A 13,530-nucleotide genomic window follows, 5' to 3' on the forward strand; every position below is an offset into this window, starting at 1 on the left:
CAAACGTCACCTTTTTGGTTTATTAAAGAAGGCGAGCATGGCGCTTTTTCTCTTTTTAGTTGGGATTCGATATTAATTTAAACCTAAAAAACCAGCTTGAGGAACTAATCTCCCAAGCTGGTTTTCTATTAGTTAATATTCACTTACTCTAAAAGCTCAGTGTTTTCTTTTCCAAACATACAAGCCGCTTCCAGCGATAAGGAATACACCTAAAACCAACAGAATATTTAATGTAGATTGGCCAGTTTTAGGATTTTCAATGAAGTTTTGTACCACTTCAATAATAGTTGGTTCTTCCTGGTCTACAGCTTGATCATTTTGATCTGCAGTTGTGTCATCTTGACCTAAAACTTGAACCTCTTGATCTGTAGCAGAGTTATCCTGATCCGGTGCAACTACTGGAGCATCCTCTTCAGATACTTTAACTGTTACAGAACCTTCCCCAACTATTTCTTTACCATCAATAACCACTTTTGCTACCGCAATGTTGGTTAGTTCACCAACATTTTCAGTAGTAGCAACATGTTTAACTGTAAATGTTTTCGTTTCGCCAACTTCAAGTTTTTCAACAGTTGTATCAAGACCAACCATTTCGTCGACTACGTTCACATCAGTCAAGGCTTTATTACCTGTGTTGGTTACCTTAATGGTGTAAGTGATTGTTTCTCCAACTTTAACCTCTTCTTTATCAGCGGTTTTATTCACTTCAAGAGCGTAAGTCGGATCAACTACAATAGTCGCATCATCGCTTACAGAATCCATATCCACACCGTCTACAGTTGCTGTTATCACGTTTGTATATGTTGTATCAGCAAGGTCTGTATCTGGAATGACATAGGTAGCTGTGAATGTAGCTGTTTTACCAACTGCTAAATCAAAGCCATTTTCGGCATCATAGCCTTCTAATGTCAATTGCTTAATAGTGTCATCTCCATCTTTACTGAAGACGTCTGTAAGTTCGATACCTTTCAAATCAATATTACCTGTGTTCGTAATCGTGATTGTGTAAGTTACCGTTTCGCCTGGTTTGTATTGAGATTTGTCTGCTGTTTTTTCTACTGTAAGGGCCGGAGCATCCTCTTCAGATACTTGAACAGTTACAGAATCTTTATTGACAATTTCCTCATCATCCACAATCACCTTCGCTACCGCTACATTCGTTAATTCTCCAATGTCTTCGGTTGTAGCCACATGTTCAACTGTAAATGTTTTCGTTTCGCCAACTTCAAGTTTCTCGGTTGTATCAAGACCAACCATTTCGTCGACTACGTTCACATCAGTCAAGGCTATGTTACCTATGTTGATTACCTTAATGGTGTAAGTGATTGTTTCCCCGACTTTAACTTCTTCTTTATCAGCGGTTTTATTCACTTCAAAAGCGTAAGACGGATCCACAGTGATAATTTCTTCATCGGTTACCGGTTTCATGTCAACACCGTCTACAGTTGCTGTGATTTCGTTTGTATACGTTGTATCAGCAAGGTCGGTTTCTGGAATGACGTAGGTAGCTGTGAATGTAGCTGTTTTACCAACTGCTAAATCAAAACCATTTTCAGCATCATAGCCTTCTAATGTCAATTGCTTAATAGTGTCATCTCCATCTTTACTGAAGACGTCTGTAAGTTTGATACCTTTCAAATCAATATTACCTGTGTTCGTAATCGTGATTGTGTAAGTTACCGTTTCGCCTGGTTTGTATTGAGATTTGTCTGCTGTTTTTTCTACTGTAAGGGCCGGAGCATCTTGCTCAGATACCTTAACGATTTCAGAACTTTCCTCAACTATTTCCTCACCATTCACAATCACCTTGGCTACCGCAACGTTCGTTAATTCTCCAATATCTTCTGTTGCAGCCACATGTTCAACTGTAAATGTTTTGGTTTCGCCAACTTCAAGTTTTTCAACAGTCGTATCAAGACCAACCATTTCGTCGACTACCTTCACATTAGTCAAATCATGCTTGCCTGTGTTTGTCACAGCAATCGTGTATGTGATGGTTTCTCCGACTTTAACCTCTTCTTTATCCGCTTTTTTATTCACTTCAAGAGCGTAGGTTGGATCAACAATGACAGTAACCTCATCGCTGATTGAATCCATGCCATCTACAATTGCTGTTATGACGTTTGTATACTCTGTATCCGGCAGGTCTGTTTCCGGAATCACATAGTCAACTGTGTACGTAACTCTTTCGCCAACTTTAAGGTTAAATGGACCTGCGTATTCTTTGAGTTTCAATTGCTCAATGCTGTCATCCCCATTTTTACTGAAGAGACCTTCAAGTTCGATACCTTCTAAATCAACGTTACCAGTGTTCGTCACGCTGATTGTATAATGGATGGTTTCACCTGGTTTGTATTCAGGTTTATCTGTTGATTTTACTACTTCAAGACCAGGGGTTCCTTTTGTGTTTTCAAAAGTGAAAACCTCTTCTTGGCCATCTTTAGTAATGGAGAAATTTGCTGTTGCCTTTTCATTTAGTAGATATCCTTTAGCAGCTTTCGTTTCCTTCACAATATATTCGCCGCCATATGGTAAATCACCAAAAGTTAGGACACCTTTTTCATTTGTTACCATCACTTTTTCTGAACCATCCGGATAGGTTAGAGTAAATTCTGTTCCTGCAATTGGATCCTTGCTTTCAGAATCTACTTTAATTACTTTGACAGATCCTTCAATCGCTTTATTTTCTACTGTGAGTTCGACCAATTGACCGTCTTTAGTGATGGTGAATGGGTCAATTTTCTCAGTATTGAGAACATAGCCTTTCGGTGCTTTTGTTTCCTTAACGGTATATTTCACACCATATGCTAAGTGATCAAATGTTACCAGACCGTCTTTTTCAGTCGTTTTAGTGCGTACAGGTTTGCCATCTTGATCATAAAGAGTGAACTCTGCTCCAGCTAACGGCGTTCTGTTATCAAGAGCGTCCACTTTCAAGACTTTCACAGATCCTTCAATCGCTTTGTCGGCAAATACCAGATTCACAGTTTGTCCATCTGTTACGATATTGAACTCTTTGCTAGCTAAATCACTAATAATGTAGCCGTCAGGTGCTTTCGTTTCCTTGACTTTGTATTTTACTCCGTATGCCAAGTTATCAAATATCACCAGACCGTCCTTATTTGTTGCCTTTGTGTCTACTTCATTTCCGTCTTCATCGTAAACTGTAAACTCTGCCCCTTCTAATGGGGTTGTGTTATCAACAGAGTCGACTTTTAATACTTGAAGAGAGCCTTTGATTGCCCTATTTTCATACTCCAGTTCAACCAGTTGACCATCTTCGGAAATATTGATTTCTTTACTCTCCTGATTGCTGATGACGTAGCCTTCCGGCGCTTCAGTTTCTTTAATGGTGTATTTACCATAAACCAAATTGCCAAATGTAGCTTTTCCATCTTCTCCAGTTACCTCAACCGTTTCGTTTCCCTTGGCATCCGTCAAAGTGAATTTCGCTCCAGACAATTTCTTCGTAGTATCATTCTTATCTACTTTTGTAACAGTGACTGAACCGACAATCTCTCTATTTACAAAAGTAAAGGTTAGAGCTTCATCACTAGAGATGGTGAATTCTTTTGTTGCATTATCACTATTATCAATTACATAGCCTGTTGGTGCTTTTGTTTCTTGAACCTTGTAGGTTGCTCCGTATTTAAGGTTGGTAAAGATTGCTTTTCCATCTTCTCCGGTTACTTCTACAGTTTTGTTCCCATTCGCATCAGTCAATGTGAATTCAGCCCCGGCTAATGGCTTCGGATCATTACTGTTGTCGACTTTGTTCACAACAACAGATCCAGTAAGTTCTTTGTTTATTACACCCTTTTCTACTGTTCTGTTATCTTTTGATACTACAATAGGCCATGTATTCTGATCAGACAGCTTATATCCCTCTGGAGCCTCTACTTCAACTAAAGTGTAATTGCCAAATGGGACTGAAGTGAAGATTATTTTACCATCACTACCTGTAGTGGCAATACCTTCTGCATTGGTTTCAGGAGTAATAAGTTCTTTATTATTCTTATCAAGCAGCTTAAATTTAGCTCCAGCTAAATAAGTTGGGTTTTCTTCAGAGTCTTTTTTGATTACAGTCAATGTACCAGTAGTGAAATATTCACCTAATTGTTTACCGGAAACTTCAAAGTCAAATCCTCTGCTATTTCCACTTCCACCACAAACATTATTCGCATCAGTAAATGTACCTTGATATGGAATAACGCCTGCATCACTCATACCCAGATGCTCTTTAAGAATGTTGATGGTTGCTGCTGTTAAATTAGTCGTGTCAATTTGAATATCACAGGAAATCGTTACTGAAGCAGCAGAACTAATTGAGATATTTGTTTTACGGTATTCATAATCCTTCCTATTAGAATCCCATGTTCCTTTGCTAAAATTTTTCCACTCTTGATTACCGGAGGTAGCCACAATACTACTTTGAATAACATTCCCTTTAATTGTATAAGGAGTTCCATCGATTGTGAAAGTGATATTGCCTGTTTCCATCACAACATCGATATGATCGTAGGTAGAAGCTTTTGTTGTCGCTCCGTCATCATTCTCTGCCACAGTAGATTCTTTTGCCTTAGCTTCACTGTCAGAGTTAGAATTCTTCAAATCTTTTGATTCAGCTTCTTCAGTTACAGCTATTTCTTTTTCAGCTGACTTCTGCACTCTTTTAGTTTTTTCTTCTTTGGCATTCTCTACTACTGCTTCTTGCTTATCAGCAGACTCACCCGTCTTTTCTTCTGTGGTAACCTCTTCTTCAGACTCTTTCACAGATTCCTCTACACTCTCTTCAGAATCTGCGACATCCTCCTCAGTTGTACTTTCTGATGTTTCTTCTGTTACTCCGTCCGTTGTTTCTTCTGTTACCTCTTCTGTCTTCACTTCTGTTTCTGTTAGTACTTCGCCTTCTGGAGCAGAAGAAGTATTAGAGATAACTGTTGTACTATCAGCATTAACATACTGAATTGCTGGAGTTATAACTGTTTGTACAAGAAGAAAAAGTAACGTCAGAACTGAAAATACTCTTTTTCTCATGCGTTTCTTCCTGTAGTACTTACTCCGACTCGAAATCATGATTCACACACCCTTATGAAGTTTTTTCGAACAGCTTGTAAAGCTGTATCAGAGTATCCCTTAATACCTCCTTTCCTTTTCCAGAATAATTTTTGCAACTTAAAATATTCTGGAAAATCATATTACATTATAATCTTATCAACATTTAGATTATTTTAATCAATGTAATTATTGGTATTAATTATATTAATATACATATTAAGAATATTTAATTTTTTAAAAGTGCATAACCCATTGTTGGATATACACCGCTCCAAAAGATAGATTTTTCAAAACAGGATAGTTAACAAAATTGTCATTTTATTAGAGGGGAAGTTTTTGAGCTATAGAGGGTTAGAAATAATAAATTCTCATCTTTGTTTTAAATTTTATGTCTACAGATGGCAAACACTATTTTTCTGAATGCGACACAAAAAAAAAGCCTTATTTAAAGGCTTTTTTAAGTCGAGTGATTTATTCGCATAATGTTGTCCCAAATTAGTCCTGTGTTCTTTCATTAATTCCTTATTTCACTATTTGTTTTCGTTGCCTGATCGAAAACCAAGCCCTCGTTAAAGTTTCCATCGGGTAGAGGTCACTTATGCCATGTCTCTAACAAATAAGGAGGAGGTACCTTTAGTTATTCAACTTATTGTCTATATAATCCTTGAATTCCTGCAGTTCCTTTTCCTCCGGTCTGTTGCCATCCATAACCTTCTTTACGGTTTCAGCTACCATTTTAGGCAGTGTATTAATTGCCCACTGACCTGCTTCTTGCTTAGAAGTAATGATTCCTGCTTTTACATACCAATACACTTTAACCATATTTAACACACAATACTTCGGATCCTTCTCTAAGTTAACAAGACACTCCCGATAATCTTCCATTACGGATGATAGATAATCACTTTGGGGAACTAGCGGGAAAACTTCTTCAATTGGAGGACCCTCAAGGCAAATCCCACGTCTATGAAGAATCGTGATATGGGCAGCTAAATCTGGATCTTTTAAGTCTGCTTTATTAAGATAGTAGTCTGCATCCTCTTCATACTTTTCTCTCCAATATTCACTGTAATGGAAATCATACGGACAAGGATGCTGCCAATTCTTTAGTTGATCTTTGTTTAAAAAACTGACTTCAATCGGAAATGGTTTTCCGGAATTGGATAGAAAATAATTAACTAACTCCTTTTTAGCCTCAAAGGTTAGTGGATTTTCAGTCACTACGATAAGATCGATGTCACTGGACTGCGGATTAAATCCATCCATAGCTAATGAACCATGAACATAGACCCCTTTAAAATTATCTTGAAGACTTTCTTTTATTTGCTCTAAAACCTTATAGACATAATCTTTTATTTCGGTTGTGCTTGTTTCCCATGAATAAATCATACTTACACCCCTCAATGAATTATTTACTCTTACTCTATTTTTTTACGGAATTTTGCTCACACTATCACATTATCTGTAATCAAAAAGCGAGTTAGACCGCATTCACATGAAAATTTTTCCTCCCATACTTACACAATAGTATAAAAACAAATAAATATCCATTAAAGATTGGATAATATGGCTACCAAAAAACACAAATAGTCTATTACGGACACAAAAGTGCCAAACTATTTATGATTTAAATTAAAAATCGATAAGAAGAGGTGGTGTTACGTTCATTCAGGTATCATTCTAGTAAACAAACATGACATCAACTTTTGTCCGAGTAAACTTATACTTCTAAAGGTGGAATATTTCGGATAATAATAAAATGCTAGATTGGATTCTAACATAAGATATAGAAGACATTATATTTATAAAAAATGGACGATCGAATTAGCTTAGAAGATGCAAATGATTCTACTAATATTGCCATGTCTTTATTGGAAAACTCTTATTTAATCTGTAAATAATAAAAAAACGACCCTGCTAGTAACGAAACAGGTCATCTAGATCATCATCTAGCATTCAGCTTCATTCAGTTGCTCTAATGCTCTCATAGCTAAACTCGAAAAATAGTATGCCACTCCGGCAAGGCTTCATCTTTCAACTCAATGGTCGGATGATGCCATTCTTGCGACCATTTACGCCCATCCACATAAAGAATCCCGTCTACACTCGCTTATATTACGAGCTTTTTCTTTTTTGTTCCTTTTCAACCCTCCCCCCTGTCAATGGACAGGAAGGTTCAACTTTTGATAAGGTGAATATGAAACAAATCAAACCATCTGTAACAGATTAATAAGGTAAATCAACAAATTAACAAATTCTATCAAGAGTTCATCATAATATGGACTCTTTTTTCTTAATATTTTGTATTTATGAAAAGGACTCTATTTTATATAATTTTAAAAGAATGTAGTGAAAATCTTTGAATTAAAAGGGAGTGTTACTATCTTTAGCGTATTTTCTACATTTAAGGTACCAGGAGAAAAAAGCGAGGAAGTTATAAAGATTTATAGAAACCGTTCCCGGAAAGTCGATCAAGCTCCCGGATTCATTGATTTTTTCCTCTTACAGAATGAGAAACATCCTGATGAATTGACCGTTCAATTACTATTTGAAGAGAAAGAGGATTATCTTAACTGGGTAAGGAGCAGCCAATTCAAAGAGATTCACGAATTAGAAAAAAAGTATCCTGATCAAGAATTAGCCGGTGTTATACCTACAGTGACAAAATATATGGTGGTCTGCAAGTAATGAATACAACTCTATTCATTGAACAAGTGACAGAACGAATCTATGCACTCGATTCATCCTTACAGGAACGCTATGGTGATAAAGGAAAAGACAAATGCCGGGCAGATAACAAACACCATCTTGATCATCTACAAACGGCCTTTGAATTAGATAATGCAAAAGTATTTACGGATTATACACTCTAGTTAAATGGAATCCTGCAAAAATACGGAATGAAGACACAAACACTGCTGGATAATTTCGTGATAATAAAAGAAGAGATGGAGCAAATTTCAGATATGCCAGATATAAAAAAGAAAATGTACCTATCATTTTTAACAGATGCCATAGACATTCTTGAGTGCGAAAAAGCCAAAGAGGAGGCATAAATATATGCAATCGATTATCGATTTCACCAGCATCTTACTTTCTGGCAATTACAATAAAGCCTGGGATTATATTAAATCTCTTAAACATCTTTCAACTTTAGAGACGTATGATCAAATCATAACACCTGCCATGCAACGAATTGGCGACTTATGGGAAAACAATGAGATTACAGTAGCCGATGAACATATAGCGACAGCCACCTGCGATTTTGTTTTATCCAGATTGGCGTTTGAGCATAATCTAAACCAAACTCCTACTACTAAAAAAGCAATGTTTCTTTGTATAGAAGGAGAGCAACATTATATTGGTCTAAAAATGGCCGCTCAATTATTCGAGGAATATGGCTGGGAAACCAAATATTTCGGACCGAATCTTCCTCTTGAATATGCGCTTCATACTGCCATCGAATGGGAACCAGATGTCATTGGACTTTCCTTGACCATTGTAACCCATTTACCAAAGTTAAAATCATATACAGACAGCTTCAAGGCATTACCTGTGCCTCCGAAAATCCTTATTGACAGCAGATTGGGCAATAAATATGATTTAAAAACGTACTCAAGCGGAGATCCCATCATCGTAACGGATTTATCGGATATAGAGACGTGGCTAAAAGATTATTCTATAGGAGAGACAAAAAATGCAATGTATTGACATACCACTACCACTTCCCTATATAGTAGTAGACTATAACGGAAAAATTCTGCAATACAATTCCCTGTCATCTAATCTATTTAATTTAAACACCTCAGATATTTCAGGGATTATAGATGATGAAAGTATGAACAAGCTTGTCAAAGCAAGTTTGTCGAATGAAAGTACGCAACAAATAGAATTGAATGTTCATACGAAGGAGTCCTCGCTGGCCTTATTTGATGTATATCTATCAGATGACTCAACCGGAAGAATGCATATTCTTTTTGTCTCCAAGGAAAAGAGCAATCAATTATATCTTAATAAAATTATAGAATTGCAAGAAAGACTGGCACACACAGATTTTGAATTACTCGAGCAAAAGGAAAAACTGGAAGATGTACTTATGCGATTAAACAAACTTTCCGGACCCTTTATCCCTCTGTCCAATAAAATGTGCTATATCCCTTTATTCGGGGATATAACCTCTGAAAAAATCAACTTGATATCCGAACATGTCCTTCACTCAGTCTTTAATGGAGAGTATCAAAATATCCTAATCGATTTAACCGCTGTTGGTGAGGTAGAAGATGATGGTATCAAAAAATTAATCGACCTCATCCGTACACTTCGATTTATGGCAGGAAGCAAGATCCAGCTAATCGGCATTCAACCAAGACTGGCAAAGGTTCTTTCTACCTATGAACTTGAAAGTATAGTTGAATTCAAATCATCCCTGCAATATATCTTACAGAATGAATATGCATGATGATTAACAGCGTATTACAAGCTGTCTTTCATACCAACCTCCGAAAAATCACTATTCATCAAGTTGTGATCATACTGATAGGTCAGATTTTTGTCCTTTCAGTATGATGAATCAACATTTCCCTTCCTGCTTCATCCAAACTGATTATCTACATTGAAATGGATCGTTCCTATATTTAAGTCTAATCTTAACCTTATTCAAGGTCAGGATCCGTTCAGTAAGTATAGCGCGGTATCTATTTTGATTTCATTTCTTGATAAAGAGGATTTTCCAACGTTTAATTCGTTACTGTGTTAAAAAGGTATTAATACCAAGATGACAGAGAGAATCAAGAATTTCATAATGAAAAAGCAAAAGAAGTAACCAAAGATATTACTTAAAAAAGGTAGATTAGCATAGTTGCTAATCTACCTTTTCAAACAAACATATAACGATTAAAATTTATTTTCTTCTAAAAAGATAAAGTGTATTCATATATCTTCCCATTATCCATCTTAACTGTGACAACCGCTTTGCCTTTGGACTCCTGAATTCCTCCTATATTAAATCGAACACCAAAGTCCCAACTGCCATATGGTTTAATCTCAGTAGGTAAACCATTGTTTTGTATCTCTTCAGCAGTAAAGGTTCTATATAATGAGTTATTATTATAAAATTGGACTTTCTCGACATATACACTATCGTAAGAATCTAGGTTCATCAATGTAAATGAGAGGCTCTTGATTACACCATTAACACTCGATGACCCAACTGATGAAAAATACATAGTTGGTTTAGTATCTGAAATGACGATAGTTTTGGACCCGCTTTTTCCATCGGCAGTTGCTGTAATGGTTACTGTACCCTCCGAAATGGTACTTAGTATGCCATCTGCACTGATAGCGGCAATAGATTCATCACTGCTCTTCCAAGTAACTTGTTGATCTGTAGCATCTGTTGGTGTAATTTCAGCTGTCAACTGCTGCGTTTTACCTGTTCTCATTTTAGATGGAGCATTAATAGTGATATTAGAGACAGGGATTTTTTGAACTGTGATAATTCTTGTGACTTTTCCAGTGTTTCCTGCAGCATCGGAAACCGTATACGTAACAGTGTATTCACCTTCTTTTTGTGTATCAACTGAACCAGCTGTCAATATTTTCGAAGTGATGTCACCATCGTTATTATCGGAAGCGGAAACGCCATTTAATACGTTAAATTCGGTATATAGACCGATGGTTACATCCGATACTCCCGAGAAAACTGGTTTAACATTATCAATTACAGTTACAGTCCTATCTGCAGTTACAGTATTTCCAGACACATCTGACACTGAATATGTTAGCTTATAGCTTCCAGCCTTGTTGATATCGACCGTGCCATCCACTTTAATTTTAGAAGTTATATCTCCATCACTGTTATCTGAAGCGGTTATGCCTTTTAATGGATTAAAATCTTCTCCAAAATTAATTTGAATATCTTCCACACCGGAAAGAACAGGTGCAGTACTATCAATAACTGTTACAGTACGTTTTACAGAGACGTTGTTTCCAGATTGATCAGAAACTGAATACGTAAGAGAATAGATACCTGCTTTTTCTACATTAACTTCGCCTTCAACCTTAATTTCAGAAGTTAAATCCCCATCATAATTATCAGTTGCCGCAACACCTTTCAAAGAATCAAACTCTTGGCCAAAAGGAATCTCGTAATTTTTAACACCGTTAATAACGGGGGAAACCTTGTCAACAACAGTTACATTACGTTGTTTAGATACTTTGTTACCTGCTTTATCAGAAACAGAATAAGTCAGCTTATAGGTACCAATTTTATTAACATCAACTGTACCCTCAACTTTAATCTTGGAAGTTAAATCCCCATCGTTTTTATCAGAAGCAGACACACCTTTTAAAATATCGAACATTTCTCCAAGAGCAACTTGGGTGTTATTAATCCCTTTAATTACTGGCTTAACATTATCTACAACCTTAATGGTACGATAAACCGTTGTTTTATTTTTAGCTTTATCTGTAATATCGTAGGTAAGCTTATAAGATCCTGCTTTTTTCGTATTTACCGTTCCAGATATTTTAATATTTTTAGTAATATTGCCATCAACATTATCCTTCGCAGTTACACCAGCACGTGGATTAAAAGAAGTATCTATGTTAATAGATTTATTCTTTGCACCAGATATAGTTGGTTTAATAGTGTCCTTTTTAACAGTAATCTTGCGTGTAACAGTTCTCTTATTTTTTGTCTTATCTGATACAGTATAGGTTAGTTTGTATGTTCCTATTTTGTTAGTATTAACTTTTCCAGTGACTTTGATTTTTTTAGTGATATTACCATCTGCATTATCTTTGGCAGTAACACCGGTAAGAGGCTTAAATGTTGAGCCAGCGTAGATCGCCTTATTGGAAACGCCGGAAATGGTAGGTTTGGTTGTATCTTTCTTTACTGTAATAGTTCGAGTGACTATTCTTTTGTTATTCGTCTTGTCTATAACAGTATATTTAATTTTGTATTTTCCGACTTTTTTGGTGTTTACTTTTCCACTTACTTTGATTTTGGAAGTGAGGTTCCCATCGGCATTATCAGTAGCTTTGACACCTGTTTTGGGATTAAAAGAATACCCTTTGTATACGGTCTTATTTGATACTCCAGTGATTATTGGTTTAGTCGTATCTTTCTTAACTGTCACAACACGCTTTACTGTACGAGTGTTCTTCGCCTTATCAGTTGCCTTATATGTTAGCGTGTATTTACCCGTCTTTTTTGTATTCACCTTTCCCGATATTTTGATACGGCTTGTGATGTTTCCATCAACATTATCTTTCGCTACAACCCCTTTTTTCGGATTAAACGAGTGGTTTAAGTAAGCGGTTGTATTCTTTGCCCCAGTAATGGTCGGTTTAGTCTTGTCGGTTGCTGCACTGACAAAATTCGGAGAAAAACAACTGAAAAATAGAGCTAAGCTTACTACAACCATTAACAACCTTTTTTTCTTGTGCATCTTAAACACTTCCTTTCTTCGTTTGGCAAGTAATTAAAATTATCCGTGCATCTGATAAAGTACATACCTGACTTGCTTTAATTATATCATTATAATTAATTATAGATACAATGTTATAAATACAACCACTATTTAGATTACTCTGTATACTAGAATACAAACAAAAAGTGAGATAGGTTATCCCATTCCACTTTTTACTTGCTGTCTTATTTAAATCACTTCAAATCATCCATCTTATCCGTCATTCATTGAGTGCTTTGAAAGCAAGCGAAAATATCCTAGTCATAAAATTAATAATTCATTAAGAAATCGAGCGGATCTGTTTCTACTCTACCTCTTATTTTTGAATTCAGTTTTACTTTGAAGGCAAGCAATATGATATACGAAAAATGAATCATAAATACGTCCAAATCGAGGATGAAGTAGCTACAGATAATACAGGTTTACCCAGTATAGAAGTATTTCGTAGGAAAGTATCTCTTGCATATTTTAAGAGAGTATATCAGGATAGAGTTTCGAAGGATTAATAAATTTCCTCTCCATCTTCTTCTGACAGTAAGATATAGTTTTCAGATATGATATTATATAAAAAGATCAACGATAAAGGATGTATGAAGAATGAAGAAAAAAGTAAAAGTAGTTGGCGCTGTTATGGAAAATGAAAAGGGCGAGGTGTTATGTGCTCTACGCTCTCCTGAAATGGCATTACCAAACCTATGGGAATTTCCAGGAGGTAAAATTGAAGAAGGTGAAAAACCTGAAGAAACACTAGTTAGAGAAATTGAAGAAGAGCTTGAATGCCAGATTGAAGTGGGAGAATTAGTGGCAGATATCGTTCATGAATATCCTACCTTCATTATTAACCTCATTACATATAAAGCGAAAATTACAAATGGTACACCGATCGCTACAGAACATGCTGAACTTAAATGGGTACCACTTAAGGATTTAAGAACATTGGAATGGGCACCAGCTGATTTGCCAACCATTGATGCATTATTAGCCTAGTAAACAAAAC

General features: G+C 36.1%; 10 protein-coding genes. 7 read left to right on the plus strand and 3 right to left on the minus strand.

Annotated elements, in window-relative coordinates:
• Positions 1-156: 156 nt before the first annotated feature.
• Both FHY47_RS07135 and FHY47_RS07140 read right to left on the minus strand, forming a co-directional pair.
• Positions 157-5,037 (minus strand): SpaA isopeptide-forming pilin-related protein, encoded by a 4,881-nt coding sequence (locus tag FHY47_RS07135; RefSeq protein WP_187393445.1) that lies wholly within the window; start codon positions 5,035-5,037, stop codon positions 157-159.
• A 654-nt stretch (positions 5,038-5,691) separates the two neighbouring features.
• Entirely contained in the window at positions 5,692-6,447 is a 756-nt protein-coding gene (locus tag FHY47_RS07140) for an aminoglycoside adenylyltransferase domain-containing protein (RefSeq protein ID WP_148629963.1), read from the minus strand.
• Between the two features lie 993 nt (positions 6,448-7,440).
• Here FHY47_RS07140 and FHY47_RS07145 point away from each other — a divergent pair.
• The 5 genes from FHY47_RS07145 to FHY47_RS07160 are packed head-to-tail and all read left to right on the plus strand — an operon-like array spanning position 7,441 to position 9,517.
• Positions 7,441-7,746, plus strand: coding sequence for an antibiotic biosynthesis monooxygenase family protein (locus tag FHY47_RS07145; protein ID WP_148630294.1), 306 nt, complete (start codon positions 7,441-7,443; stop codon positions 7,744-7,746).
• Positions 7,746-7,931, plus strand: coding sequence for a hypothetical protein (locus FHY47_RS07150; protein ID WP_148629965.1), 186 nt, complete (start codon positions 7,746-7,748; stop codon positions 7,929-7,931). Before FHY47_RS07145 ends, FHY47_RS07150 begins: the two co-directional genes overlap by 1 nt.
• Before the next feature lie 27 nt (positions 7,932-7,958).
• Positions 7,959-8,114, plus strand: coding sequence for a hypothetical protein (locus FHY47_RS18890; RefSeq protein WP_187393446.1), 156 nt, complete (start codon positions 7,959-7,961; stop codon positions 8,112-8,114).
• A 4-nt stretch (positions 8,115-8,118) separates the two neighbouring features.
• Positions 8,119-8,769: a cobalamin B12-binding domain-containing protein gene (locus FHY47_RS07155; RefSeq protein WP_148629967.1), complete on the plus strand. Its 651-nt coding sequence runs from the start codon at positions 8,119-8,121 to the stop codon at positions 8,767-8,769.
• Positions 8,756-9,517, plus strand: coding sequence for an STAS domain-containing protein (locus tag FHY47_RS07160; protein ID WP_148629970.1), 762 nt, complete (start codon positions 8,756-8,758; stop codon positions 9,515-9,517). Before FHY47_RS07155 ends, FHY47_RS07160 begins: the two co-directional genes overlap by 14 nt.
• A 451-nt stretch (positions 9,518-9,968) precedes the next feature.
• Here FHY47_RS07160 and FHY47_RS07165 read toward each other — a convergent pair whose 3' ends face one another.
• Positions 9,969-12,488, minus strand: coding sequence for an immunoglobulin-like domain-containing protein (locus tag FHY47_RS07165; RefSeq protein WP_187393447.1), 2,520 nt, complete (start codon positions 12,486-12,488; stop codon positions 9,969-9,971).
• 413 nt (positions 12,489-12,901) lie between these two features.
• On the opposite strand from FHY47_RS07165, the gene FHY47_RS18895 reads away from it, so the two are divergent.
• Both FHY47_RS18895 and FHY47_RS07170 read left to right on the plus strand, forming a co-directional pair.
• On the plus strand, positions 12,902-13,039 hold the full coding sequence (locus FHY47_RS18895) for a hypothetical protein (RefSeq protein ID WP_187393448.1): 138 nt from the start codon (positions 12,902-12,904) through the stop codon (positions 13,037-13,039).
• Positions 13,040-13,130: 91 nt separating this feature from the next.
• Positions 13,131-13,520 (plus strand): (deoxy)nucleoside triphosphate pyrophosphohydrolase, encoded by a 390-nt coding sequence (locus FHY47_RS07170; RefSeq protein ID WP_139892367.1) that lies wholly within the window; start codon positions 13,131-13,133, stop codon positions 13,518-13,520.
• Positions 13,521-13,530: the final 10 nt, after the last annotated feature.

This window comes from Bacillus sp. E214 (assembly GCF_008087365.1).
Taxonomy (GTDB): Bacteria; Bacillota; Bacilli; order Bacillales; family Pradoshiaceae; genus Pradoshia.